This is a genomic window from Nocardia concava NBRC 100430 (genome assembly GCF_000308815.1).
Classification (GTDB): Bacteria; Actinomycetota; Actinomycetes; order Mycobacteriales; family Mycobacteriaceae; genus Nocardia; species Nocardia concava.
This window is the reverse complement of record NZ_BAFX01000014.1, coordinates 1-26,083: the sequence shown is the minus strand read 5'-3', so window position 1 is coordinate 26,083 and position 26,083 is coordinate 1. Positions and strand designations below refer to the sequence as shown.

Here is a 26,083-nt window from a genome sequence, read left to right as displayed (position 1 = left end):
GGTTGACGACCCACGACCTCGCAATCTATACATTGTTTAGATTCTAAACACTGCTCAGATTGGGGTACGGCCCATGTCCGATCTCGTTCTCGTCACCGGCGCCTCCGGATTCGTCGCGGGGCATGTCATCCAGGAATTGCTCGAACGCGGCTACCGGGTGCGCGGCACCGTGCGGTCGGTGCGGCGGGCCGCCGCGGTGGCGGACGTCCTGCCCGGCGTCGAGCTGGTCGAAGCCGACCTGAGCTCGGACGCGGGCTGGGCGGACGCGGTCCGCGATTGCCGCTACGTGGTGCACACCGCGTCCCCGTTCCCGTCCGATACGCCCGAGCACGAGGACGAACTGGTCCGCCCGGCCGTCGACGGCACCCTGCGCGTCCTGCGGGCGGCCGCCGCGAGCGGGGTCGAGCGGGTCGTGATCACCTCGTCCGTCGCCGCGGTCCAGGTCGGCAATCGCGGCCGCCTGCTCACCGAGGCCGACTGGTCCGACCCGGCTCTGTGCGAGCCGTACGAGAAGTCCAAGACCCTCGCCGAGCGCGCGGCCTGGGATTTCGCGGCGCGGCACCCGGAACTCGAAGTGGCCGTGATCAATCCGGGCATGATCATCGGCCCGATCCTGCGCGCCGAGGCCGGCACCTCCGTGGACGGCATCCGCGCCCTGCTCTCCGGTGACATGCCCGGCGTCCCGCGCCTCAACTTCGCGACGGTCGACGTCCGCGATCTGGCCGTCGCCCACCGCCTCGCCATGGAAACCCCCGAGGCCGCGGGCAATCGCTACATCTGCGCCGGGGACGAGATCTCCTTCCCCGAGATGGCCCAGATCCTCGCCCGCCGCTACAAGGTCTCGACCCGCGTCCTGCCCGACTGGCTGGTCCGGCTCAGCGCCCGCTTCAATGCCGACGCCCGCACCGCCGTCCGCTACCTCGGCCGCGAGGAGCGCCTGACCGCCGCGAAGGCGGAGCAGGAACTGGGCTGGCAGCTGCGGCCCGTCGCGAACTCGCTGCTCGACACCGCCGCCGCACTCATCGAGTTCGGCCTGGTCACCGATCCGGGCCCCGCCAAATCCCGTGCCGCCTGATCCGTGCCCGAGGGTAGGGTGGTTCGAAAGAAGGTGGGGCACAGGGAAATTGCGGAGGGTATATGCGGCACGGGAACGGGCTGGCGATTCCGGAGACGCTCGAGGATGTGTGCGCGCCGGAGAAGATGGCGCTGATCGTGTACGACATGCAGGTCGGGGTGCTGGGTCAGCTGGATGACGGGCCGCAGATCACCGAGCGGGTCGCGAAGGTGGTCGACGCGGCCCGGCGCGGCGGCTATCCGGTGATCTTCCTGCGCCACTTCTTCCTTCCCAAGCGGCTCATGGGCACGTTCGCGCTGCGCATGGCGATGAACTGGCAGGGCGCGGATTCCGTGGAGCAGGTGGTTCCGATCCTGCAGCGCGACACCCCGGGCTTCGAGCTGGTTCCGCAACTGCGGCCGCAGGACGGCGAGGTGGTGTTCGACAAGACCTCGATGTCCGCCTTCGAGGGCACCCCGCTGGCCTCCACGCTGCGCGACCTCGGCATCGGGGCGTACGCCATCGTCGGCGTGGCGCTCGAGATCGGAATCGCGCCGACCGTCACCCACTCCACCGATCTGGGCTTCCTGCCGGTCGTGGTGAGCGACGCGGTCGGCGGCAAGGACGAGCCCGGCAAGCAGCGCGCCTGGGAGGAATTCGAATTCCAGGGGCACGCCCTGGTCACCGACATCGACACCATCGTGCCCCTGCTGGAGAAGACGGCCGAATAGGTCAGTCGGAGCTGGGAATCCAGGCCGGATGCCAGAGGCGTCCGGTCTCGGTCCAGTTCATGAAGCGGACCGTGCCGGTGAGCTTGGGCGTCACCCAGACCGCGTCCTTGCGCTCGTCGGCGGTGAGTTCGTTGTCGAAGGGCTGGGTCTTGCGTTCCAGGCGGCGCAGGCGATCGAAGAGGTCGCTCATCTCCTGTTCGGTGAAGCCGGTGCCGACCCGGCCGAGGTAGTACAGCTCCCCCTCGTGCGGCACCCCGACCAGCAGCGAGGCGAATTGCCGCACCTCCGAACGCCGATAGCCGCCGACCACCACCGACAGCGTCCGCCAGTTCCGGGTCTTGATCCAGGACTGGCCGCGCCGCCCGGGTAGGTAGATGGAATCGCGCCGCTTGGCGACCACACCTTCCATGCCGTGATCCTGGCTGTAGCGCAACGCTTCCGCGCCCGATCCCTTCAGCTGTTGCGGCACGATCAGCGAACGTGCCTTCCCGGCAAGGGCTTCCAGCACCCGCCGCCGATCGTCGTAGCGCTTGCGGACCAGCGAGGTGCCGTCCAGGTACAACACGTCGAAGGCGAGGAACACCGCCCGCTTCGAATCCTCGCGCAGCAGACCGAGATTGGCTCCGCCGTGATCGTCGAAGACCACCGCCTCCCCGTCGAGAACCGCACTGTGCCCGGATAGTTCGGAACCCAGCACGGCCAGACCCGGATATTTCCCGGTGACCACATGCCCGGCGCGGCTGTGCAAAGTCACCGCGCCGTCCTCGATCTCGGCGATCAGCCGGAATCCGTCCCACTTGGTCTCGAACGCCCAGTGCTCGGCATCGAGGGTGGTGACATCACCGGGCGTGGCCAGCATGGGCGACAGCCCGTGCGGCATGGGCACGGGTGTGCGCGGCTTCGAAACAGCGGGCGCCCCATTGCCTTCCGCCCCGGGCGGCGTCTGATCCTTCATCAAGTGCATGAGCCACTGATTGCCATTGGTTTGGATCAGCGCGTACCGCCCGTCGAGCCGCTCCCCGCGCAGCCAGACGATGACCTCGTCGTCGCGCCACTTCTCGGTCTCGTAGGTGCCGGTATCCCAGATGGTCATCTCCCCGCCGCCGTACTCACCCTTGGGGATGGTCCCGTGGAAGGTGAGGTACTCCATCGGGTGATCCTCGGTGTGCACGGCCAGCCGGTTCTCGCCGGTATCGGTCGGCGGCCCCTTGGGCACCGCCCAGGACACCAGCACACCGTCCCGCTCCAGCCGCACATCCCAGTGCAGCCGCCGCGCGTGATGCTCCTGCACCACGAACCGGTCCCCCGACCCGGCGACGGGCGGGCTCGACGGCACCGGCTCCGGCGTGCGCCCGGCATCGCGCATCGAACGGTATTTGTCGAGCCGGTCCGGAACCTCTTCGGATTCTTCCTCATCCGCATCGGCGGACTCGGCCTCGTCCGCCTCGGGCAGCGGCTCGTCCAGCCCCTCGAGCAGATCCCCCTGCTCCTCCCACCGCCGCAGCACCTCCTCGAACCGCAAGTGCCGCAACCGCTTCGGCTTCTCGATCTCCTCCCACGCCCGCGGTGCGGCCACCCACGGCTCGGCGCGCCCGCGCAGCGAGTACGGCGCGATGGTGGTCTTGGCCGGATTGTTCTGGCTCCAGTCCAGGAACACCTTTCGATCCCGCGCCGCCTTGGACATGTTGGCCGTCACCAGTTCCGGCCGCAGCTGCTGCAGATTCGTGGCCACCTGCTTGGCCACCGCCGACGCACCGTTCGGCCCGAGCCGGCGATCCAATGGCACGTAGATGTGAATTCCCTTGGAGCCGCTGGTGACCGGATACGCCTCCAGTCCCACGTCACGCACCACATCGCGCAGGATCAGCGCCACCTCCGCGCACTGCGCCAGCCCGGCGCCCGGCCCGGGATCCAGATCGAAGACCAGCCGGGTGATGTCCCCGACCTCGGCCCCGTCGAAACGCCATTGCGGCACATGCAGTTCCAGCGCCGCCTGCTGCCCCAGCCACGCCATTCCGGCCACATTGTCGATGAGTGGATAGACCACCGGCCGGTCGGAATGTTGAACGGTTCTCCGCTCCAACCACTTCGGCGCGTGCTCGGCCAGATTCTTCTCGAAGAAGGACTGCTCCTCGACCCCGTTCGGCCACCGCTTGCGCGTCACCGGCCGCTGCGCGATATGCGGCAGCAGGGCCGGGGCAATGGCCGTGAAATAGTCGATGACCTCGCCTTTGGTGGTCCCGACGGCCGGGTACAGCACCTTGTCGAGGTTGGTCAGCCCAACCTCGATACCCCCGAAATCCCTGCGGGACCCCATAACAGCAGTCTAGGTGCCGCCACCGACAAATCACCGCAACCGGTAATACCCACACTGTGACTATGAACCGAAAAACCAACGGGCCGTTCAGGTCAGCAGCGGTGACCCGAACGGCCCGTCGAACGACCGGTACTACGACTACTCCGCGGGCTTGTCGCCCTCGGGAGCGGGTGCCGGGGCCGCCTCCGGCTCCGGGGCGGGTTCGGCCGCCGCCTCGGCGGGTGCGGGTTCGGCGGGCGCCTCCGCCGGGGCCGCGGCCTCGCCCGGTCCGTCGGTCGGAATGGCGTTCTTGACCGCCTCCGCGCCCTTGTCGATCTGGGAGTCGAATTTCCCGCCGGTCTTGCCCTTGACTACCTCTCCGGCCTTGTCGACGGCTTGTTCGATCTTCTCGGCGTTCTGGGCCGCCACTTCTTTGCCCTTGCCGACCAAGCCTTTGAGCGTGTCCATGAGACCCACAGCCGTGCTCCTTCAATCTCGGTCCAGTTATTGGCGAACATCTTCCCACCACGTCTCCCGTGGTGGCAGGCCAATGGGGTCGATCCGCTCTCCGGGCTTCGGCACGGCGATGCGTGTCCCCGCCGCACCGGCCGCCTCGACCAGCCGGCGTACCGGCTCCGACCAGCCGTGGAAGGCCAGATTGAAGGTGGCCCAGTGGATCGGCACCAGCAGCCCGTAGCCCGGATCGCCGACACACAGATCGGCGTGGGCGCGCACCGCCTCCTCTGGATTCATGTGCACGTCCGGCCAGTGCCGGTCGTAGGCCCCGATGGGCAGCAGCGTCAGATCGAACGGGCCCAGCCGCGCGCCCGCCTCCGCGAACGCCTTGGTGTAGCCGGTATCGCCGCCGAAGTAGACCCGCCGGGTCGGACCGGCGATGGACCAGGACGCCCACAGCGTGGTGTTGCGCACCAGGCCGCGGCCCGAGAAGTGCCGCGCCTCCGCGCAGGTGATCACCAGATCGGTGCCGTCACCGCGGTCGCGCTCCAGCTCCGAGAGCGAAACCGAAGCGGCCCAATCCAATTCGACGATGCGCGCCTCGGGCACGTCCCAGTGCCGCAGATGCGCGCCGATGCCGATCGGCACGATGAACACGCAGTCCTGGCTGTCCACCAGGCCCATCACGGTGTCGCGATCGAGGTGGTCGTAGTGGTCGTGCGAGATGAGCACCGCGTCCAGCGGCGGCAGCGCCGACAGCGGCGACGGCACCGGATGCAGCCGGGCCGGGCCGACCAGCGGCGACGGCGAGACCCGTTCGCTCCACACCGGATCGGCCAGCACCCGGTAGCCGTCCACCTCCACCAGGCAGGTGGCGTGCCCGTACCAGGTGACCGCGAGATCGGCGGCCTGCTTGGGCAACTCGGGCGTCACCAGCGGGATCTCGCCCGGCGGGCGGCCGTTGTTGCGCTGGGTGACCAGCTGATACATGAGCTCGACCGGCGATCCGGTGAGCTGTGAGCTCGGCTCGGTGTTGTGGAACTGCTTGTTGCGATAGGACGCCGACCCGTGCGCGGTCGGCGCGATGGCGGAAATGGACGCGCCCATGGCGGAGGGAATGCCCCACGCCGCCCGGACCAACCAGGAAATACCGAATGCACCCGCAGCCATACCTACCAGTTTCCGCGAATTCACGGTCACGCGCCGCCCGTTCATCGGCCCTCGAACTTCGCGGGCCGTTTCTGCTGGCGCGCCGCGCGCGCCTCCTGCGCGTCGTCGCTCTGCCACGCCGCGTCCAGGGCCGCGGTCTGCTCGGCGGTATCGGGGCCGCGGGTGTCGTCGTCGTTGAAGACCAGCTTCATGTGCCGCAGCGACAGCGGCGCGAGTTCGGCGATCTGCTTGGCCCAGGCCTGCGCGTCGGCCAGGGTGCCGATCTTGTTGGCGAAGCCGAAGTTATAGGCGTCGGCGGCCGAGACCCGTTCCGCGCCCAGCAGAATGGTGCGGGCCGGTCCGGGGCCGATCAGGTTCGACAGTCGCCGCACGGTCCAACGGTCAACGGAGATACCGAGTTTCGCGGCGGGGATGGCGATGAACGCGTCGTCGGTCATCACGCGTAGGTCCGAGGCCAGGGCTAGCTGGACGCCCGCGCCGAGCGCGCCGCCGTTGATCGCGGCGATCACCGGGACCGGGATCGTCTCGATGGTGCGCAACATACCGAGCAGTCCGTCGAGGAAGCTGTCGGAATAGACCCCGTCCAGATCCGCGCCCGCGCTGAACAGCGGGCCCTGACCGGTCAGCACGATCACCCGGGCCGACTGGGCGGCCTCCTCGAGCGCGGCGCGCAACTGGCCGATGATCTCGCTGTTCAGGGCGTTCCGGCGCTCCGGACGCTGCAGTTCGATGGTGACGACCTCACCATCGCGGCTGATTCCCAGCATGTGTCCCTTCCCCATGTGCACCTCACCTGCGCTTCATAACCCATGATCCGGGGTCCACTCTAAGTGGGCGTACCGTCGGGTCCGTGATCGCAACACCCGATGTCGACATCCTCGTAATCGGCGCCGGGCAGGCCGGATTGTCCGTCGGCTACCACCTGCAGCGCCTCGGATTGCGTCCCGAACACGACTTCCTCATTGTCGACCACTCCCCCGCGGCGGGCGGCGCATGGCAATTCCGCTGGCCCTCACTGACTTTGGGCACCGTCAACCGGGTCCACGACCTGCCCGGAATGTCGTTCGAGGAGACGCTGCCCGAGGGTTCGGAGAACGTGCAGGCCGCCACGGCCGTACCGCACTACTTCGAGCTGTACGAGAAGCGCTTCGACCTGCGGGTGCACCGGCCGGTGTCGGTGACCGTGGTCTGCGATCGCGCCACCGCCGCCACCTGCCCGAACCAGGCCGTCGACGGACTGCTGCACGCGGAGTTGAAGCCCACCGAGACCCTCAAGGTGCGCGGACTGGTCAATGCCACCGGCACCTGGGACAAGCCGTTCATTCCTTATTACCGGGGTGCGGAGTCCTTCGCGGGACGGCAGCTGCACGCCCACGACTACCGCACCGCAACGGAATTCGCGGGCAAGCACGTGGTCGTCGTGGGCGGCGGCATCACGGCCATCCAACTGCTGGACGAGATTTCGCAGGTGACCACCACCACCTGGGTGACCCGGCGCGAACCCGTCTTCCGCGACGGGGTTTTCGCGCCCGAGCAGGGGCGCGCGGCCGTGGCGATGGTGGAAGACCGTGTGCGGCGCGGACTTCCGCCCGGTTCGGTGGTTTCGGTGACCGGCCTGCGCGAGGACGCGCGGGTCACCGCCATGCGCGAGCGCGGGGTGCTGGACCGCAAGACGATGTTCGAGCGCATCGAACCCGAGGGAATCCGCTGGGCCGACGGCACTTTCCAGCGCGCCGACGTCATCCTGTGGGCCACCGGATTCCGCAGCGCCCTCGACCATCTCGCCCCGCTGCGCCTGCGCGGCCCGGGCGGCGGCATCAAGATGGGTGGGCGGCTGGCCACACAGGTCGAGGCCGATCCGCGCATTCACCTGATCGGCTACGGCCCGTCCGCGAGCACCATCGGCGCCAACCGCGCGGGCCGTGCCGCCGCCGTCGAATTGACCTCGTTCCTGGGCATTCCCACCCACTACGAGGGCTGAGACCGGACCGGGTTCAGACGGGCGCGCCCATATCCATGACATCGGGATCCGCGCCCTGCCGGGCGCCCTTGTCGATGCCCGCGATCTGCGTCATCTCGCGCCCGGTCAGCTCGAAATCGAAGACCGCCAGATTCTCCGCCATGCGCGCGGGCGTCATGGACTTCGGGATGGCCACGTTCCCGAGCTGCATGTGCCAGCGCAGGATGATCTGGGCGGGCGTCCGGCCCAGCTTGTCGGCCAGCGCGATGATGACCGAATCGTTGAACTCGGCCCCGCGCCCCAGCGGGCTCCACGCCTCGGTCACGATGCCGTGCGCGGCATGGAAGGCCCGCAGCTCCGACTGCGCGTAATACGGGTGCAGCTCAACCTGATTGATGGCCGGGACTTCTCCGGTCTCCCCGATCACCCGCTCCAGATGCCGCTGGGTGAAGTTCGAGACCCCGATCGAGACCACCCGGCCCTGCCGTTTCAGCGCCTGCAGCGCCCGGAAGGTGTCGACGTACAGGTCGGCCGACGGCAGCGGCCAGTGGATCAGGTACAGATCGATGGTGTCCAGGCCCAGTCGCTCCAGGCTGGCGTCGAAGGCGCGCATGGCCGCGTCGTACCCGTGGTCGGCGTTCCACAGCTTGGTGGTGACGAAGACCTCATCGCGCGGCAGACCCGATTCCCGGATGGCCCGGCCCACTTCCGCCTCGTTGCCGTAGAACGAGGCGGTGTCGATGCTCCGGTAGCCGAGCTCCAGGGCCGTGGAAATGGTGCCGACCGCCTCGTCGCCGACGACTTTGTACACCCCGAACCCCAGTTTGGGCATGACCTGGCCGTCACTGAGAACGATCGCTGGAATGTCGCTGGTCTCGCACCGATAAGTCACCATTCCGAAGTTAGAAGCGCAGGTCCGTGCCGTCAACCGACCGATTGGTCCGCAAGTCACCCGCCGCGACAATCCGGCAGCAGCTAATACTCAGCTTCGCGACTTGTCCGATTCCGGCTGCACCGCCGAGACCAACCCCAAGCGGCGATAGCGCCGATGGCGGGCGGCCAGCAACTCCGGCCGGGACCGCGCCGTCAGCGCCGCCAGCTCCTCGGCGATCGCCTCCACCATGCGCAGCGCGAAATCCACCGGCTCCTCGGCGGCGTCCGGATACTCGTGCACGATGCGGTCCACGATGCCGTCGGCCTCCAGATCCACCGCGCGAATGCGCTGGGCGGCGGCCATTCTCGGCGCGTGCCCGGTATCGCGGTACACGATCGCGCTGGCGCCCTCCGGCGGCAGCGGGGCCAGCCAGCCGTTGGCGGCCGCCAGCACCCGGTCGGCGGGCAGCAGGGCCAGCGCGCCGCCGCCGCTGCCCTGCCCGAGCAGCACCGAGATGGTCGGCGTGTCCAGCGTGACCAGATCGGCTATGCAGCGCGCGATCTCGGGGGCCAGCCCGCGTTCCTCCGCCTCGCGCGAGAGCGCCGCGCCCGCGGTGTCGATCACCAGTACCAGCGGAACCTGCAGCTCCGCGGCCAGATGCATGCTGCGGCGCGCCTCCCGCAGGGCCGCCGGACCCATGGTGTGCTCGGGCGACTGACCGGCCCGATCGTGACCGAAGACCACGCACGGCTGGCCGCGGAAGCGCGCCAGCGCGTGCGCGACCGTGCGATCCAGCTCGCCTTGTCCGGTGCCGGACAAGGGAACCCGGTCGGTGACATGGCGCAGCAGTTCCCGAATGCCGGGGCGGTCGCCGCGCCGGGAGATCAACACCGTCTGCCAGGCGTGCACCTCGGCGGTGTCGCGCACCGCCGGTCCGCCGCGCTCCTGCGGACCCGCCAGGAACGAGCCGCGCCCGGACGCGGGTGGCGTTGGGTCGCTTTCCCTTTCGGGCAAGGGCAGGGGGCCGTCACACAGCACCGTGAGCGTGCGGTGCACGATCCGGCGGTACACCGACACCGGCACCACACCGTCGATAACGCCGTTGCGGTAAAGGTTTTCGGCGGTCTGCACGCCGTCGGGAAACCGTTTTCCGTAGAGCGCCTTGTACACCCGCGGCCCGAGGAAACCGACCAGTGCGCCCGGTTCGGCGAAAGTCATGTGCCCCAACGATCCCCACGAGGCGAACACCCCGCCCATGGTCGGATCGCGCAGATACACCAGATACGGGTGCCCCGCCGCCTTGTGCGTGGCAATGGCCCCGGCGACCTTCACCATCTGCACGAAAGCGACTGTGCCCTCCTGCATTCGGGTACCGCCGGAGGTCGGCGAGGCGAGCAGCGGCAGACCCAGCTCGGTCGCGCGCTCCACCGCCGTCACGATGCGCTCGGCCGCGGCGACGCCGATCGACCCTGCCAGAAACGCGAATTCGCACGCGATCACGGCGACCCGCCGTCCGCGCAGCAACCCCTCCCCGGTGAGCACCGCTTCATCGGTGCCCGCCGTTGCCGCGGCAGCCAGCAACTCGTGTCGGTACTCGGGCGATGCCGCCACCTTTACGGGCGGACGATCCCAGCTCACAAAGGAACCGGGATCCAGCAATTCCCCGAGCAACTCCCGCGCCGAGATCTTCACAGCGCGAGCGTAATGGACCACGTCCCGTCATTCCGGCAGGCTTTTGGCCGGAATCCACCCGACGGCGGAGATCCCGGCCAAAAACACGCCGGGATGACGAGGGTGATCAGTAACCCTGTACGACCTTGCGCAGCGCGTACTCGGTCACAGCGACCAGGGCCTGCTTCACCGGTTCCCGGCGCCGGGCGTCGATCGAGAGGATCGGCACGTCCGCGGGCACCGCCAGGGCCTGGCGGATGTCCTCGACGGGATACCGTGGCGCATCATCGAATTCGTTGATGGCCACCAGGAAGGGTAGGTTGCGCGCCTCGAAGTAGTCGACGGCGGCGAAACTGTCCTCCAACCGGCGGGTGTCGACCAGCACCACCGCGCCGATGGCGCCCTTGATCAGGTCGTCCCACATGAACCAGAAGCGGTACTGGCCGGGCGTGCCGAACAGGTACAGCACCAGGTCGTCGGCCAGGCTGATGCGGCCGAAGTCCATGGCCACCGTGGTGGTGGCCTTCGACGGGACCCCGGTCAGGGAGTCCACGCCGACACTCGCATTGGTCACCAAAGCTTCGGTGCGCAGCGGAACGATCTCCGACACGGCACCGACCAGGGTGGTCTTGCCGACACCGAAACCACCGGCCACGACGATCTTGGCCGACGTGGGCTTGCTGGTGCGCGTGTCGACCTGTGTCGTCGAATCAAATACGCCGGAGTCCACTGAGAACCCTTTCGATCAGCTCGCGACGTTCATCGTCGCTGGAATCGTCTTTCAAAGTCGCCGATACCCGCACATGGCCGGCATCGATGAGGTCGGCGACCAGCACCCGCGCGACACCGAGCGGGATGCCCAGACGCGCGGCCACCTCGGCAACCGACGGCGATTCTCTGCACAACTCCACGATTGACGTCTCGATATTGGTGAGTTCGAACTGCCGCTCGAGGGCGACCGGATGCGATGCGACGAGCGCCTCCAAGGCGAGCTCCACCTTCGGCCGGGTGCGACCGGCCGTCAGTGAATACGGGCGAACCAGGCTCGGTTCGGCGCTCCCAACGCGTTCGTTGTCTATGTCCATCCCGCCATCAGGAACCCATCGTGACGCGAGGTGTGGCCTGAACCGTCTGGCCCACTCGCTCGACCAACAACGCCATTTCGTAGCCCACCTGGCCGATGTCGCAGGACGTATTCGTCAGCACCGCCAGGTAAGAGCCGTCGCCGACCGCCATGAGCAGCAGGTAGCCGTGTTCCATCTCGACCACCGACTGCAACACGGTGCCGCCCTCGAACAAGTTCGACACACCCACCGAGAGGCTCGCGAGCCCCGCGGTCACCGCGGACAGCTGTTCGGCACGGTCCACGGGCAGCTGCGCACTCGCGGCCATCAGCAGGCCGTCAGCGGATACCAGGACCGCGTGCGCAACGCCGGGAACCTCATTGGCGAAATTCGAAACCAGCCAATCCAGCTGACGCTTCGTACCACCTAGATCGGGGTTCATCGGTCTCCTTTATCTCCGGTTAGGTTCATTGCTCTCATGGCGCGGCCATCCCGGACGCCTTGCTGATGACGACTCAAGCTTGACCTGATGGATTCTGGGTCTCGGTGGGCGGCCTTGTCAGCGTTTCCGTTGACACCGCCGGGCACAAGTCGGTTACCCGGATCGCGTTGGGGCAGACCGGCGGCGGTGCGCTTGTCCGGCGTGGACTCGATGGCGCGCCTCGCGGCCACCCAGCCCTCGTCGCCCGGTGATTCGAAGGAAGCGGCCACTTGGGACCGGTCGGCATTCGGATCCGACAGCCACGCCGACATCATCTCGGCGAAAATCGGCGTGCCGCCCATGACGGAGTCGCCCGGGGCGTCCGCCGGCTGCAGCCGCGTCTGGAAGAACGACGCCGCCTTGGTCGGGTTCGACTTGAAGCTGTGGCGTCCTGGCTCCTTGACACCGTCCGAGCCGTTCTGCGGCAGGCCGACACCCGGGATCGGGGCCGGACGCTGCGGCAGCACCGCACCCGGATCGCGCTGGGGCAGACCGTTAGCACCGCGCTGCGGCAGCACCGAATCGGCCGCGCCGCCCCGCGATTGCGGGAGCGGGCCGCTCAGCGGATCCGAGAGCGGATCCGGCTTCGAGGCGCCACGCTGCGTCGCTCCACCTCCCAGCGCTTGGCCACCGAGCGATTCCCGCTGCGGCGGAACACCGCCCGCGTCACGCTGGGGCAGACCGCCCGAGGCGGCACCCCGCTGGGGCAGACCACCGGCCAGCGGATCCGCTCCGCCTCCCCGCGCTTGCTGAGTCAGGCCGCCGGACAAGGGATCCGCACCCGTGGCGCCACGCTGCGGCAGACCACCGGACGAATCACGCTGCGGCAGACCACCGTCACGCTGGGGCAGACCACTGTCACGCTGGGGCAGGCCACCCGAAGCGGCACCCCGCTGCGGGAGACCACCGTCACGCGGTGGAATGGCATCGCGCTGCGGCAGACCCGGTCGCTCCGAATCCTGCTGGGCGGCGGCGCCACGCTGCGGGATACCGGGCGCACCCGGGCCACGCTGCGCGGGAGCGCCATTGGCGCCCGGCTGACGAGTCGGCAGACCGCCGTCACGCTGGGGCAGGCCACCCGCGGCGGAATCACGCTGCGGAAGACCACCGGCGGCAGGCTCACGACGGGTCGGACCCGAATCCGCTCCGCCTCCCCGCGCTTGCTGCGGCGCAGCGGGTGCGCCCTGGTCACGCGACGGCGCGCCATTGCTACCCGCCTCACGAGTCGGCAGACCACCCGAAGCGGCACCCCGCTGCGGCTGACCCAGACCCGGCTCCCGGCCCGGCGCGCCATTGGCACCCGGCTGACGCGTCGGCAGACCACCGTCACGCTGAGGCAGGCCACCCGAAGCGGAATCACGCTGCGGCAGACCGCCATCACGCGGCGGCGTTCCGCCATCACGCGGCGGCAGACCGACGGAAGGATTGCGCTGCGGCATCGCACCGGACTGACCCGGCTGCGGCACACCCCCCTGGCCCGGGCCGCGCGGCGCGGCCCCCGGCTCCCCCGGTGCGCCCGGTCGCGGCGGCATGCCGCCCGGGGCGCCTTGGCGCTTGAGCATATTGGCGGCGAGACCGCCCCGCGGCTGTGCCGGGGCCTCGCCCTGGCCACGCTGCGGCAGATTCGCACCCGGCTGGGCCGAGGGCGCGGCCGGACCGTGCGCGCCCGGATCCCGCTGGGGTAGTCCGCCGGGTCTCGCGCCACCCGGCGCGGACACGGTGTGCTTGACGGTCGGGCCGTTCACGCCCGGCTGGCGCACCGGCAGACCGCCGGGCACCTGGGCGCCCGGCTGCCGGGTGGGCAGACCGGTGGACGCGCTGGCCGCGGCCGGGGTCGGGGCGGCGGCACCGGCCGCCGTGCCCGCCGGAATCGGCCCGCTGCCACCGGGATCCACCGTGACCATGACATTGCCGGTCGCCGTACGGGTGACCGCGCGCATCTGCATGGAGGACGGCGCACCGGCCTGGTTGCCCGCGCCCTGCGGCGCACCGGCCGGAGCCGGCTGCGGGCGCTGCGGCGCGTCCTGCGGCTGCGGCGGCACCGAGATGGCCCCGCCCGCCGACACGATCAGCGGCTTGGGCACGTGCACGGTGACGGTGACGCCCGGATCCCGGGCGGTGTCGAAGGTGGGGCGCAGGCGCACGGTCAGGCCGTGGCGCTCGGCCAGGCGGCCGACCACGAACAGACCCATGTGGCGCGCGGTGTCCGGGCCGACCTCGGCCACGGCCTCCAGTCGCCGGTTGATCTCGGCCATTTCGGCCGGGGGCATACCGATACCGCGGTCGGCGACCTCGATCAGCAGACCCTGATCGTGGGCCTGGGCGAAGGTGAACTTGACGTCGGTCTCCGGCGGAGAGGCGCGCAGCGCGTTGTCCAGGAGCTCGGCGAACAGGTGCGCGAGGTCGGAGGCGGCGGGCTCGACGAGCGAACCACGCGGGGTCGCACCCAGTTTGACGCGTTCGTAGTCCTCCACCTCGGAGATGGCGGCGCGCAGCACGTCGGCGATCTCGACCGGCGCGGACTTGGTCCGGCGCTGTTTGGTACCGGCCAGAATCAGCAGGTTGTCGCCGTTTCGCCGCATACGGGCGGCGAGGTGGTCGAGGCGGAAGAGGTTCTCGAGCAGGCGCGGGTCCTTCTCGTCGTACTCCATGGCCTCGATGAGCGAGAGCTGGTGGTCGACAAGGGACTTGGAGCGCCGGGCCAGGGTCTCGAACATGTCGTTGACCTGGGTACGCATGGCGGCCTGGTCGGCGGCCAGGCGCAGCGCCTGACCGTGGATGTCGTCGACGGCGCGGGCCAGCTGGCCGATCTCCTCGTCGGTGTGCACCGGCATCGGTTCCAGCGGAACGTCTTCGGGGTCGGCGCCGTCACGCAGCGAGGAGACTTCCTGGCCGAGGTCGTATTCGGCGACGCGCAGGGCGGCCAGGCGCAGACGGCGCAGCGGGACGATCATCGCGCGCGCGATCAGCACGGCCAGCGCCATGGCGCCGAGGATGGTGGCGATAACGATGATCGAGTACCGGATGGCGCCGGAGCGGGCGCTCGAGGCCAGCTCGTCGACTCGGGACACGATGTCCTTGGTCGCGTTGGTGGCGATGGTCTGATAGCTGTTGATGCTCGCGACCAGCGAATCCTTCAGCTCCGCCACCGGCAGCTGACCGGCCTGCGCCTGCGGGCCGTTGACCAGCCCCACACGGGTGTCGGCGCCGCGTTGTAGGTCGGCGATCGTCGCGTCGCCGTCCGGGAAGCGGTGCGCCAGCACGGCCAGCATCTGCCGCTCGGTGTTGACGCCGATCTGGATGTCCTTGAGGCCATCCTTGGGGTTGTTGCGTAGCGCCTCGGCCATGCCGGCGACCTCGTTGAACAGCATCCAGCGCGAGTTCAGCGAGTCGACCAGGCGCAGCTTGGAGGTGTCCACGCTCTTGTCCGCGACCGTGGACACGATGTTCTCCACGGTCTTGACGCTGTTGCCACGGATCCGCTCGACCTGGGCCACGGTGTCGGGAATCGACTTGGACGGGGCCAGGCCCTGCGACCGGATGGCCTTGGCGCCCACGATCATCTCGTCCAGCGCCTGCCGGGCGCTGGGAATATCGCTCAGCCGCGAGGCGGCCTTCTCGGCGAAGGAGATCGCCGTATCCAGCTGCGCGAGTTCGGGGTCCGAGGTCAGCGACTGGGTCGGGCCCAGCATGACCATCTGACCGCCGGCGACCTGCGCCGCATCAGCACTGAGACCGGTGATCGCCGGGATCACCCCGACATGGTCGGTCGCCGTCGAGAGCCGGGATGAATCGGCGAACTCGGCCGAGATCCTGGACGCTCCCAGCACAACCGCGACCAACAGCGGCACGGCGAGGACCGCCGTAACCTTCCATCGCAGGTCCCAGTTGCTCAGCGCCCAGCGCTTATTGCTGCCGGACCTAGCGGCGTCACGCATCTCCCACTCACTTTCCAAACTGGCCCCAGCCACGCGCCATCAGCGAGCCTCCGCGATCGCACGCTTGGCTCGACAGACGGAGCTGACCGAGAACGGCGGCTGGCCGAGAAATTGCGTCCATGACGGCCGAAATATGTGACATGCGATTCTAACGGATCAATAACTTCTTGTGTGACCTCTTGGCAACCACCGGTCCCTGACCTGCCGTTTGCAGGCAAAATCAAAGGTCGCGGCGTCCGCCCGGACGTCGCGTGAAGTCTGCCACAATCAGGTCGATCTATCGAGGCGGGCATCTCAGCGCATCTCAACGACACATGGCGGAGCTAGGGAGTCACCGGGTTGAACGCGAAGCAGGAGTACCGACCGGCGTATCAGCTGAGCCTGGTCGATCCCTCGGAGTTCTGGCGCGACGCGGCCGAAGCCATCAGCTGGGATGTGCCTCCCACCCAGATTCTCGATACCGCGGCCCGCCCGACGGCGCGATGGTTTCCCGACGCTCGCCTCAACACCTCCTACAATGCGCTGGATCGGCATGTGCGCGAGATCACAACTCCGGACGGCTCGACCAACGGTCAGGAGGGGGGTCGCGGCGCTCAGCCCGCCCTAATATATGACTCCGCTATGACCGGGTCCAGGCGGATCTACACATATCGGGAGTTGCTGGACGAAGTCGCCCGATTTGCCGGATCCATGCTGCGATTGGGCGTCAAGACCGGTGATCGGGTCGTCATTTATATGCCGATGATTCCGGAAGCGGTTGTGGCCATGCTCGCCTGCGCCCGCATCGGCGCTGTGCACTCGGTGGTCTTCGGCGGGTTCGCCGCCCATGAACTCGCGGCCCGCATCGACGATGCCGAACCTGTGCTGATTATCACGGCCTCCGGCGGGCTGGAGCCGGGCCGCCGCATCGAATACCCGCCGATCGTGCTGGCCGCCCTCGATCTGGCCGCGACCACCGCACCCCGAACGGTGCTGGTCAAGCAGCGAGAAGGCTTCCCCACCATTCGTTTTCCGGCCGTGCAGGAGGCCACCGAGCACCTGCCCGCCTCCTCGGAGACCGTCGCCGCCCGCTGGGTGGACTGGGACGAGGTGACGGTCGACGCCGAACCGGCCGACCCGGTCTCGCTGGCCGCGACCGATCCGCTCTACATCCTCTACACCTCGGGAACCACCGGGAAACCCAAGGGCGTGGTGCGCGACAACGGCGGGCACGCGGTCTCGCTGGCCTGGTCCATGCGCAATATCTACGAGGTCGGCCCCGGGCAGACCATGCTCACCACCTCCGATATCGGCTGGGTGGTCGGGCACTCCTACATCGTCTACGCGCCGCTGCTGGTCGGGGCGACCACCATCCTCTACGAGGGCAAGCCGATCGGGACCCCGGACGCCGGGACCTTCTGGCGATTGGTGGACGAGTACAAGGTGGACGTGATGTTCACCGCGCCGACCGCGCTGCGGGCCATCCGCCGCGCCGATCCGGAGGCGGCGGCCGCGCACCGGCACGACCTGTCCACGCTGCGGGCCCTGTTCTGCGCGGGCGAGCGGCTGGACCCGGCCACCTACGAATGGGCGGTCGAGACCCTGCTGGCCGGACGGCCGGACTGCCCGGTCGTGGATCACTGGTGGCAGACCGAGACCGGCTGGCCCATCTGCGCCAATCCGCTCGGGCTGCAGCAGCTTCCGATCAAGCCCGGTTCGGCCTCGGTGCCGGTGCCCGGCTACCGGTTGCGGGTGCTGGACTCCGAAGGCAATGCCGTCGCCCCTAATACAGAAGGAAACATCGTGATCGGGCTGCCGCTGCCGCCCGGCACGCTGACCACGCTGTGGCGTGACGACGAGCGGTACGAGCGTTCCTATCTGTCCGCCTATCCCGGCCACTATCTGACCGGCGACTCCGGCTTCTTCGACGAGGACGGCTACCTGTTCGTCCTGGGCCGCAGCGACGACGTCATCAATATGGCGGGTCACCGGCTGTCCGCGGGCGGCATCGAGGCGGCCATCGCCGGGCATCCGCTGGTCGCCGAGACCGCGGTGGTCGGCATCCCCGACGAGCTGAAGGGCCAGCGGCCCATCGGCTACGTGGTGCTCAAGGCCGGGGTCGACGTCGAGCCGGAACGACTGCGCGCGGAGATCATCGAGCGGGTGCGCGAGCGGGTCGGGGCCATCGCCACCCTCTACGACGTGGTCGCGGTGACCGCGCTGCCCAAGACCCGCTCCGGAAAGATCCTGCGCCGCACCATGCGTCAGATCGCCGCGGGCGACGCCTACGAGGTGCCGCCCACCATCGACGACGCGGCCATGCTGCCGACGCTGGAGAAGCAGATCCGCGACGCGGTCACGCTCATGGAGGACAAGGAGCGCATTGCCGCCGCCGACGCGGCAACGGCCGCCACCATGCCGATCACCCGCATCGATCCGGCGACTCTCGATCCGGGCCTGCCCGCCTCTGCGACCGATCCGACCGCGCAGGGCTGAGCGCAACCTCAGAGTCTTTTCAGAAACTGCACATCGGCGTCCCAACCGGGTGGTTTAGCGTCGGGCGGGCGCGGGCCGTACGGCCCGCAGCCTGAAACCCGGAAAGGCTGATGATGAGCTTCATCCGTAACCGCCGCGCTGGCGTGCTCTTCGGCGCGGGCGCGGTCGCCGCCGTGGCCCTCGCCTTCGCACCCGCCACCGCCTCCGCGTCCCCGGCGGATCTGGTTGCCCCGCTGCTGAACTCGACCTGCTCGTTCGCCCAGGTGGATGCCGCCCTGCACGACAAGGCCCCCGCCCTGGCCTCGTTCCTGGACTCCAACCCCGGCTACAAGGCCGAACTGAAGGCCAAGTTCGACCTCTCCCCCGCCGAGCGACAGGCCGAGCTCGACCAGTATCTGAAGGACAACCCGGACGCGGCGAACCAGGCCGCCAACGACCCGCGCGCCGGAGGAATCGCCGCCTCCATCCAGCAGGTCGCCGACTCCTGCCACAACTACTGAGGCAGCGGCTGCCAAAATGGAGTCCGTGGTCGAACGCGGTGAGCTACCCACTGTCCTGGTTGTCGATGACGACGAGGATGTTCTCGCATCGGTCGAGCGCGGGCTCCGGCTGTCCGGTTTCCGGGTGGTGATCGCCCGGGACGGCGCGGCGGCGTTGCGCAGTGTCAACGAATCCGCCCCCGATGCGGTCGTACTCGATATGAACATGCCCGTGCTCGACGGCGCGGGCGTGGTGACCGCGCTGCGCGCCATGGGCAACGAGGTCCCGATCTGCGTGCTGTCGGCGCGCAGTTCGGTGGACGATCGGATCGCGGGGCTGGAGTCGGGGGCCGACGACTATCTGGTGAAGCCGTTCGTACTCGCCGAACTCGTGGCCCGGATCAAGGCGCTGCTGCGGCGGCGCAGCGATGTCCCGGCCTCCAATATTCCGGGCGCTATCACGGTGGGGCCCTTGGAAGTTGACGTCGCCGGGTATCGCGCCCTGTTGAACGGCACCGAAATCGAGCTCACCAAAAGGGAATTCGAGCTGCTGTCCACCCTGGCCCGCAGCGCGGGCGTGGTGCTGAGCCGGGAACGGCTGCTGGAACTGGTGTGGGGCTACGACTTCGCCGCCGACACCAATGTGGTCGACGTCTTCGTCGGCTATCTGCGCCGCAAGCTCGAGGTCGAGGGCACCCCGCGCCTGCTGCACACCATTCGCGGCGTGGGCTTCGTCTTACGCGCGCCGAAATAGATCGAGCCCGAATGATCAAGCGCCCCAGCCTGACCGATCCCGGCCTGCGTCCCCGGCGCTGGTCCTACACGCTGCGCGTGCGCGTCGCCGCGGCGGCGGCGCTGGGCGCGACCATCATCGTGGCGATCCTGAGCTGGATCACCATCTACGCCATCGGCCGCAGCAATATGGCCCAGGCCGATCAGCAGCTGTCGATGGTGTCGCGGCTGGTGCTCATCCAGCCGGTCTTCGCGGTCAATGTGGTCGACATCCTCGCGCCCAACAAGGAAATGGCGCTGACCGTGCGCAATGCCGACGGCTCGCTGGCCAGCACGCCGGTGCGGCTGCCGGAGCTGCCGGTCGGCAATGCCACCGTGACCGTGGACGGCAATGCCTATCGAGTGCTCACCACCACCGAGGCGCAACCGGCGGGACGCGTTGTGTCCCTGGGCATTCCGACCAATCAGACCGAGGAGACCATTCACGAGCAGCGGCGCTGGGTGTACCTGGCCGCCGCGCTGGCGGTGACGGCCTCGGCAGGGCTGGGCTGGCTGCTCGGCGGGCGCGCGGTGCGGCCCATCGTGAAGCTGACCCGGGCGCTGGACGACCGCGGCCCCAATGGCGAATCGAGAATCCCGCTGTCCGTGGCCGGTTCGGGCGTGAAGGAGGCGGACAAGCTCGCCGAGGCGGTCAATACCCTGCTCGAACGGGTGGACCGGGCGCAGGGCGAGACCGCCGCCGCGCTCGAGACCGCCCGCGACTTCGCCGCCGTCTCCGCCCACGAACTGCGCACTCCCCTGACCGCCATGCGCACCGACATCGAGGTGCTGAGCACACTCGACCTGGACGAGGAGCAGCGCCGCGAGATCCTGACCGACCTGCAGCGCGGGCAGAATCGGGTCGAGACCACCCTGGCCGCGCTCGAACGTCTCGCCGCGGGCGACCTCACCAATGCCCGCGACCACGTGGTCACCGATGTCGCCGAACTCTGCGATGCCGCCGCCCACGACGCCATGCGGCACTTCCCGCAGTTGAAGGTGCGCATCGACACCGACGCCGAACTCGTCACCCGCGGCCTGCCGACCGGGCTGCGGCTGGCGGTCGACAACGCGCTGAAGAATTCGGCCAAGCACGGCGGGGCCACCTTCGCGGTGGTGTCCGCGCACCGGCTGCCCGACGGACGCATCGTGATCGCGATCGACGACAACGGCCGCGGTCTCCCCCCGCAGGAGCGGACGGCGGTGTTCGAGCGGTTCGTGCGCGGGAGCAATGCCGCCAAGGGCGGTTCCGGGCTGGGTCTGGCGCTGGTCGCGCAGCAGGCGCAATTACACGGCGGCCGGGCGTTTTTCGAGGACAGCGCGCTGGGCGGCGTGCGGCTGGTGCTGGAACTTCCGGATCGACCGGTCTTTACCGAACTCTCAGACAAACAACAGAGGTAGCGCCATTCGAGGCCTCTACGGTCTTCTAGGTGTTCGGAAAACGCACCCGCTGGGTCCTGATCGTCCTGCTGCTCGCCGCCGCGGTCACCGCGGGCACGATCAGCGTCCTGCGACTGCGCTCCGCGCCCTCGGCCGTCGCGCTCATCAACGGCGATACCGGGCCGCTGGGCGCGCGCATCGCGAAGGAGTTGCAGGACAGCGGAACCCGGGACTGGACCGTGGTCGACGAGGCGAGCACCAAGGATTACGCCGCGGTCATCACCCTGCCCACCGACCTGACCGCGGACATCAAGTCGCTGGCCACCGCCAAGCCGACGAAGGCGCAGGTCACCGTGGCCACCCACAATCGCGCCGACCCGAATCTGGTCAATGACGCGGTCAACGAGGTGACCAAGAAGATCAGCGCCGCCGGGCTGGACACCATGTTCTCGACCATGAACACCGCGCGCCTGCAGGTCTCGCAGATCGCCGGGACCTCGCAGCTGCTCAGCGCGGGCGTGCAGGCGGCCGCCGACGGGGCCGCGCAGTTCGGCGGCGGTGCGGATCAGATGATGGACTTCCTGAATCAGGCGAAAGCCGGTGCGGGACAGCTGACCTCGGGCATCGACGCCCTGAACTCGACGCTGTCGGCCGCCACCACGCAGGCGAATCAGCTTGCCACGGCGCTGGATTCGACCGGCGTCACCATGGGGCAGGTGACCCAGTCGGCGGAGACGCTGTCCAACGGGCTCAACCTGGTGGTGCCGATTCTGCAGGCGCTGCCGTTCGCGAACGATCCGCAGTTGGCGAATGTCATCACCCAGCTGACGGGCCTGCAGAATGTCGCCAATCAGGCCAACTCCCAGCTCAGCGGCTTCGCCAATCTGACCGGCACGCAAGTCACTCCGGACACGCCGGTCGGTCAGCTGCTGCGCGATGCCGCCGCCAAGCTCAACGACGCCAGCACGCAGTTGAATCAGGGTGCGTCGCTGGCGCAGCAGATTCCGGCCATCGCCGATCAGGCCGGCACCCAGCTGATCGCGGCCATGCAGGCGCTCACGGGTGGCGTCACCCAGTTGCAGGCGGTCACCAAAACCCTGGGCAACCAGACAAATCAGGCGCTCGGCTCGCTGCCGCAGCTGGGAGTTCCACAGCAAGTGACCATTTCGGCCGCCCTCACCGACCCCGTTGACATCGTTCGCAAATAACATTCGCAAACAGTCAGCAACAATCGGCGGTTCATCGGGTTACACTGTGCCCGAATTGCTCTAATCGACCCGTTTCGGAATCTCGTCCGCTCTATCCGTTCTCTGGCTTCACCCAGCGCCCCGGTATCGGAGAGGAAACGATCGTGAGCATGTTGATGGCCGCGCACGACATGTACGGCACGGTTCTGGCCCAGATCGGCAATCCCACCGCGGAGACCCCGCCCATGGCCGACAAGATGATGAAGATGTTCCGCTACTTCACCTGGTTCACCCAGATGTCGGGCATCGCGGCCATCACCTACGGCGGCGGGCGCTTCGCCTGGGAGAAGTGGGGCGGCGGGTCGGCCTCGCCGAAGATGGTCGCCAACGCCATGCTCGGCGGCGCGACTGCCACCAGCGCCGGAACCATCATGAATGCCGTCGTGGGTTCGTAATCGCGAGAAAACCGCTCAGTTCGCGAGACAATGCGGGGGCCCAAGGCCCCCGCATCCCTCTGGGGAGGAACCGATGACGTACGGCAATGATCCCTATTCACAGCAGCCCGGATACGGGCAGCAGCCACCCGGTTACGGGCAACAGCCACCCGGCTATGGGCAGCAGCAACCCGGATACGGCCAGCAGCCGCCGCCCGGCTACGGCCAGCCCGCGGGCGGATATCCCGGTCAGCCCGGGGGCTACCCGCCCGGTTACGCCGCGTATCCCCAACCGCCGTATGCCAGTTGGATCCTGCGGGTCGGCGGGTACTTCATCGACGCGCTGATCGTCGGCGTGCCCGCGGCCATCTTCTACGGCATCGGCATAGCGGTCGGTTCGAAGGATATGGACTGCGTCACCGACTCCACCGATACCTCCTACAGCACCTCGTGCTCGGGCGGACTGTCGGCGGGCGGGGTCGTGCTGATCCTGATCGGCGCGGCCATCGCCCTGTTCGGCGGCCTCTACCTGCTGTACATGCAAGGCAAGACCGGTCAGACGCCGGGCAAGAAGGTCGTGGGCATCAAGGTGGTGCGCGAGGCCGACGGCCAGCCGCTGGGCTTCGGCATGACGATCGTCCGGCAGATCTGCCACATCGTCGACTCTCTGCCCTGCGATATCGGCTGGTTGTGGCCACTCTGGGACGCCAAGCGCCAGACCTTCGCCGACAAGATCATGAACAGCATCGTGGTCACGGTCGACAAGACCTGACGGCACTCCGTCTGCGAAACTGCCCGCCCGCGCTGAATCGCGCGGGCGGGCAGTGTTTTTCAGCGACCGAACGGCGTCAGTTCAGGACGTCCAGCAGGTCGATGACGAAGACCAGGGTCTTGCCGGAGAGCGGGTGGCCGCCGGCCTCGCCGTAGGCCAGCTTCGCCGGAATGGTCAGCTGGCGGCGGCCGCCGACCTTCATGCCCGGAATGCCGTCCTGCCAGCCCTGAATCAGGCCGCGCAGCGGGAAGGTGATGGACTCACCGCGATCCCACGAGGCGTCGAACTGGTCGCCGGTGTCGTACTCGACGCCCACGTAGTGGACATCGACGGTGTCGCCGGGCTTGGCTTCCGCGCCGTCACCCACGACGAGGTCCTTGATCACGAGCTCGGCGGGGGCGGGGCCGTCCTGGAACTCGATTTCCGGCTTGTTGCTCATCGGCTGTCCTCTTCGATTAGGGGAAACGGATCGAAGATCACCCTATGCCCTGCGCATAACCCCGCCCGCAGGGGAGGCGAAAATGGCACGGTGGCCGAAGTAATCGATATCGACGACCCCGAAGATCCGAGAGTCGCGGATTTCCGTGACCTGAACAATGCCGATCGGCGGCCCGACCTGCCGGGAGGCAAGGGTTTGGTGATCGCGGAAGGCGTGGTTGTCGTACAGCGCATGCTGGCCTCTCGATTCACGCCGTTCGCATTGTTCGGCGTCGCGAACCGATATGAGCAGCTGGCCGCGGACCTGGCCGGGATCGATATTCCGTATTACCGGACCAGCGCCGATGTGATGGCGCAGGTGGTCGGATTCCATTTGAACCGGGGCGTGCTCGCCGGTGCGTATCGGCCGCGGGAACTCGGGGTGGACGAGGTGCTCGCGGACGCGCGGACGGTGGCGGTGCTGGAGGGCGTGAACGATCACGAGAACATCGGGTCGATCTTCCGCAATGCAGCCGGATTGGGCGCGGACGCGGTGCTGTTCGGCGACCGCTGCTCGGATCCGCTGTACCGGCGGGCCGTGCGCGTCTCCATGGGGCACGTGCTGCGGGTGCCGTTCGCTCAGCTGCCACCGTTCCCGAACGGACTGGATGTTCTGCGGGACAAGGGTTTTCAGATCATTGCCCTGACTCCGAACCCCAAGGCCGACACCCTCGCCACCGCCATGACCGGCGAGAAGGTGGCCCTGCTGCTCGGCGCGGAGGGCCCCGGACTCACCGAGGAGACCATGCGGGCCAGCGACATCCGGGCCCGCATCCCCATGACGCCGGGCACCGATTCGCTTAATGTGGCCACCGCAGCCGCCATGGCCTTCTACGAGAGAGTGCGAGCCGAGTGAGTCATCCGCCCGACGGACCGTACGGATACGGGTATTCCGAGCCGACCCCCTGGGCGGCCGGTATCGCCGCGACGGCGCTGGTGGCGGCGCTGACCACGGTGGGCGTCTACGCCTTCGGGGCGGCGCTGGCCCAGATCCATTGGACGCTGGCGGTGATCGTGAATCTGATCGCGGTGGGCGGGGCCGCGCCGACCGCCTGGCGGTGGCGGTACGCGCCGGTGACGCGCTGGGTGATCGCGGGGCTGGGCATCGGCGTCCTGCTGGGCTGGCTGGGGCTACTGCTCTTCTGAGCCATCCGGATGCTCTTCTGAGCCAACCGGGCCGAAATGGGCCACGCTCGGTCGGTCCGAATCAAGACACTCGATCGCGGCCGCGCAGCCAACGCAGCAGACCGCGCTTACCGTTCTCCTCGAGCCGCGGTTCGGGTTCGGGCACGGCCTTGGGCGCCTCACCCTTCGGAAACAGCGAGAAACCGCACACCTCGATCTGGTCGGCGGTCAGATCGTCCGCGGAAGCCTTGGCGCGATAACGGAATCCGAGCCACTCCAGATTCGCGAAATCGGCGAAATCAGGCGGATCGAAGGGCAGTAATTGCGGGTCCGGCATTTCGCCGGGCGCGAGTTCGATGGGATGCTCGCCCGCCCAGTACTCGCGCTCCCAGACCCGCGGCATGCCCTCGTCCTCGAGAATATTGACGCGGGTGGCGCTGAAGGAGCGCCGGAATTCGCCGCGCTCCCATTCCGCGAACGCGCCCCAGCCCAGCGACAGGTCGTAGGAGACCAGGAAGGTGTGCTCGGAGGCGAGCGGACGCACCAGCAGCTCCGGCAGTTTGGTGGGGCGGGGCAGGGCGGCCTGGGTGGAGCAGACGACGGTGACCCCGGGATAGCAACCGATATAGACGGATTCGGGATCGGGCCCGGCCCAGACCTTCATGGTGCCCGAGGCGGCCGGGACCACATCGCGGTCCGGATTGAGTTGTTTGGCCAGGGCGAAGGCGGCATCCGGATCGGGTCCGGGATGTTCGCGCAGCACCGCCACCGGATCGGGGGCGTCGACGTACCACAGGGATGAGACCGTTGACGGCACCGACGTCACCTCCCTCGAGTCATTGCGCACAAGCTGGCTATCTTTGAGCAATACTCGGCGGCCGAACGTCGGCGTCGACGCGGATCGGCCCGGCAATGACCGCCACCAGGAATGAATCTACCCTCGAGGCGGCCGAAATGTCGCTGTTGCCAACCCCGTTTCCCGGCGCGCCGGAGACCGGACTGCTAGAGGGTGCAGCAACCCTCTAGCATCCTCTAAATTCGAACCGGGCCCAATGGCCGATATCGAAGCGGCTCAGTGGCCGGAGCTGCGAACCCCTAGGAGCACGTCCTCCCAGGACGGCATCGGAGCCTTGCCGCCGCGCTTGGCGCGATTCGGCTTCTGCGCGTTCGACTTCGCGGCGGGCTGCGCCGGGGCGGGCGCGGGCGCCGGTTCCGCGGTGGCGGCGGCGGGCTCGGCGGCCGGGGCCTGCGGGGCCGCGGGTGCCGGAACCGCCGGGGCGGGCTGCTC

At 68.5% G+C, this 26,083-nt stretch carries 25 protein-coding genes; 12 read left to right on the top strand and 13 right to left on the bottom strand.

Annotated elements, in window-relative coordinates; genetic code table 11:
• Positions 1-73 precede the first annotated feature (73 nt).
• Positions 74-1,075, top strand: a complete 1,002-nt coding sequence (locus ON43_RS04040) for an SDR family oxidoreductase (protein ID WP_040803647.1) — start codon at positions 74-76, stop codon at positions 1,073-1,075.
• Positions 1,076-1,137: 62 nt separating this feature from the next.
• The gene (locus ON43_RS04035) at positions 1,138-1,785 is read left to right on the top strand and encodes a cysteine hydrolase family protein (protein WP_040803645.1); all 648 of its coding nucleotides are present in this window, start codon (positions 1,138-1,140) and stop codon (positions 1,783-1,785) included.
• Between the two features lies 1 nt (position 1,786).
• On the opposite strand, the gene ON43_RS04030 is transcribed toward ON43_RS04035, so the two are convergent.
• From ON43_RS04030 to ON43_RS04010, 4 genes are all read right to left on the bottom strand, one after another.
• Entirely contained in the window at positions 1,787-4,102 is a 2,316-nt protein-coding gene (locus tag ON43_RS04030; protein WP_040803644.1) for an ATP-dependent DNA ligase, read from the bottom strand.
• Positions 4,103-4,240: 138 nt separating this feature from the next.
• Positions 4,241-4,549: an antitoxin gene (locus tag ON43_RS47010; RefSeq protein WP_063712480.1), complete on the bottom strand. Its 309-nt coding sequence runs from the start codon at positions 4,547-4,549 to the stop codon at positions 4,241-4,243.
• 36 nt (positions 4,550-4,585) lie between these two features.
• Positions 4,586-5,707 carry an MBL fold metallo-hydrolase gene (locus ON43_RS04015; protein ID WP_040803753.1) on the bottom strand — a complete coding sequence of 374 codons (1,122 nt, stop codon included), beginning with the start codon at positions 5,705-5,707 and terminating at the stop codon, positions 4,586-4,588.
• A 41-nt stretch (positions 5,708-5,748) separates the two neighbouring features.
• Positions 5,749-6,474, bottom strand: coding sequence for an enoyl-CoA hydratase (locus tag ON43_RS04010; protein WP_040803642.1), 726 nt, complete (start codon positions 6,472-6,474; stop codon positions 5,749-5,751).
• Positions 6,475-6,557: 83 nt separating this feature from the next.
• Between ON43_RS04010 and ON43_RS04005 the strand changes: the two genes are divergently transcribed.
• The gene (locus ON43_RS04005; RefSeq protein ID WP_373283389.1) at positions 6,558-7,688 is read left to right on the top strand and encodes an NAD(P)-binding domain-containing protein; all 1,131 of its coding nucleotides are present in this window, start codon (positions 6,558-6,560) and stop codon (positions 7,686-7,688) included.
• Between the two features lie 13 nt (positions 7,689-7,701).
• On the opposite strand, the gene ON43_RS04000 is transcribed toward ON43_RS04005, so the two are convergent.
• The 6 genes from ON43_RS04000 to ON43_RS03975 form a co-directional block, all read right to left on the bottom strand.
• On the bottom strand, positions 7,702-8,559 hold the full coding sequence (locus tag ON43_RS04000) for an aldo/keto reductase (RefSeq protein ID WP_218003201.1): 858 nt from the start codon (positions 8,557-8,559) through the stop codon (positions 7,702-7,704).
• 90 nt (positions 8,560-8,649) lie between these two features.
• Positions 8,650-10,233 (bottom strand): acetyl-coenzyme A carboxylase carboxyl transferase subunits beta/alpha, encoded by a 1,584-nt coding sequence (locus ON43_RS03995; protein WP_040803639.1) that lies wholly within the window; start codon positions 10,231-10,233, stop codon positions 8,650-8,652.
• A 106-nt stretch (positions 10,234-10,339) separates the two neighbouring features.
• Positions 10,340-10,942 (bottom strand): GTP-binding protein, encoded by a 603-nt coding sequence (locus tag ON43_RS03990; RefSeq protein ID WP_174391578.1) that lies wholly within the window; start codon positions 10,940-10,942, stop codon positions 10,340-10,342.
• Entirely contained in the window at positions 10,923-11,297 is a 375-nt protein-coding gene (locus tag ON43_RS03985; RefSeq protein ID WP_033085504.1) for a DUF742 domain-containing protein, read from the bottom strand. The genes ON43_RS03990 and ON43_RS03985 overlap by 20 nt, the downstream gene beginning before the upstream one ends.
• Positions 11,298-11,304: 7 nt before the next feature.
• Complete coding sequence (locus tag ON43_RS03980; protein WP_029930951.1) at positions 11,305-11,718, bottom strand: roadblock/LC7 domain-containing protein; 414 nt, start codon at positions 11,716-11,718, stop codon at positions 11,305-11,307.
• Entirely contained in the window at positions 11,715-15,695 is a 3,981-nt protein-coding gene (locus ON43_RS03975; RefSeq protein WP_083913150.1) for a HAMP domain-containing sensor histidine kinase, read from the bottom strand. Before ON43_RS03975 ends, ON43_RS03980 begins: the two co-directional genes overlap by 4 nt.
• A 339-nt stretch (positions 15,696-16,034) precedes the next feature.
• Between ON43_RS03975 and ON43_RS03970 the strand changes: the two genes are divergently transcribed.
• The 7 genes from ON43_RS03970 (at position 16,035) to ON43_RS03940 (ending at position 23,193) form a co-directional block, all read left to right on the top strand.
• Positions 16,035-18,170: an AMP-binding protein gene (locus tag ON43_RS03970; RefSeq protein WP_083913149.1), complete on the top strand. Its 2,136-nt coding sequence runs from the start codon at positions 16,035-16,037 to the stop codon at positions 18,168-18,170.
• 113 nt (positions 18,171-18,283) lie between these two features.
• Complete coding sequence (locus ON43_RS03965) at positions 18,284-18,670, top strand: hemophore-related protein (RefSeq protein ID WP_040803739.1); 387 nt, start codon at positions 18,284-18,286, stop codon at positions 18,668-18,670.
• Positions 18,671-18,695: 25 nt separating this feature from the next.
• Positions 18,696-19,403: a response regulator transcription factor gene (locus ON43_RS03960; RefSeq protein WP_245568461.1), complete on the top strand. Its 708-nt coding sequence runs from the start codon at positions 18,696-18,698 to the stop codon at positions 19,401-19,403.
• An 11-nt stretch (positions 19,404-19,414) separates the two neighbouring features.
• Positions 19,415-20,821 (top strand): sensor histidine kinase, encoded by a 1,407-nt coding sequence (locus tag ON43_RS03955; RefSeq protein ID WP_083913148.1) that lies wholly within the window; start codon positions 19,415-19,417, stop codon positions 20,819-20,821.
• A 29-nt stretch (positions 20,822-20,850) separates the two neighbouring features.
• Positions 20,851-22,008 (top strand): YhgE/Pip domain-containing protein, encoded by a 1,158-nt coding sequence (locus ON43_RS03950; protein ID WP_040803637.1) that lies wholly within the window; start codon positions 20,851-20,853, stop codon positions 22,006-22,008.
• A gap of 149 nt (positions 22,009-22,157) precedes the next feature.
• On the top strand, positions 22,158-22,442 hold the full coding sequence (locus ON43_RS03945) for a hypothetical protein (protein ID WP_174416445.1): 285 nt from the start codon (positions 22,158-22,160) through the stop codon (positions 22,440-22,442).
• A 73-nt stretch (positions 22,443-22,515) separates the two neighbouring features.
• Positions 22,516-23,193 carry an RDD family protein gene (locus tag ON43_RS03940; protein ID WP_040803634.1) on the top strand — a complete coding sequence of 226 codons (678 nt, stop codon included), beginning with the start codon at positions 22,516-22,518 and terminating at the stop codon, positions 23,191-23,193.
• Between the two features lie 76 nt (positions 23,194-23,269).
• On the opposite strand, the gene ON43_RS03935 is transcribed toward ON43_RS03940, so the two are convergent.
• Entirely contained in the window at positions 23,270-23,632 is a 363-nt protein-coding gene (locus tag ON43_RS03935) for an FKBP-type peptidyl-prolyl cis-trans isomerase (protein ID WP_040803633.1), read from the bottom strand.
• A 90-nt stretch (positions 23,633-23,722) separates the two neighbouring features.
• Here ON43_RS03935 and ON43_RS03930 point away from each other — a divergent pair, with 90 nt between their 5' ends.
• Together ON43_RS03930 and ON43_RS03925 are read left to right on the top strand one after the other, a co-directional pair.
• Positions 23,723-24,526 carry a TrmH family RNA methyltransferase gene (locus ON43_RS03930; RefSeq protein ID WP_040803631.1) on the top strand — a complete coding sequence of 268 codons (804 nt, stop codon included), beginning with the start codon at positions 23,723-23,725 and terminating at the stop codon, positions 24,524-24,526.
• Complete coding sequence (locus ON43_RS03925) at positions 24,523-24,816, top strand: DUF2537 domain-containing protein (RefSeq protein ID WP_051177863.1); 294 nt, start codon at positions 24,523-24,525, stop codon at positions 24,814-24,816. The genes ON43_RS03930 and ON43_RS03925 overlap by 4 nt, the downstream gene beginning before the upstream one ends.
• A gap of 61 nt (positions 24,817-24,877) precedes the next feature.
• Here ON43_RS03925 and ON43_RS03920 read toward each other — a convergent pair whose 3' ends face one another.
• Both ON43_RS03920 and sepH read right to left on the bottom strand, forming a co-directional pair.
• Positions 24,878-25,612: a DUF6928 family protein gene (locus ON43_RS03920; RefSeq protein ID WP_040803733.1), complete on the bottom strand. Its 735-nt coding sequence runs from the start codon at positions 25,610-25,612 to the stop codon at positions 24,878-24,880.
• A gap of 255 nt (positions 25,613-25,867) precedes the next feature.
• On the bottom strand, positions 25,868-26,083 hold a 216-nt coding region (gene sepH / locus ON43_RS03915), incomplete at its 5' end, for a septation protein SepH (protein WP_040803630.1).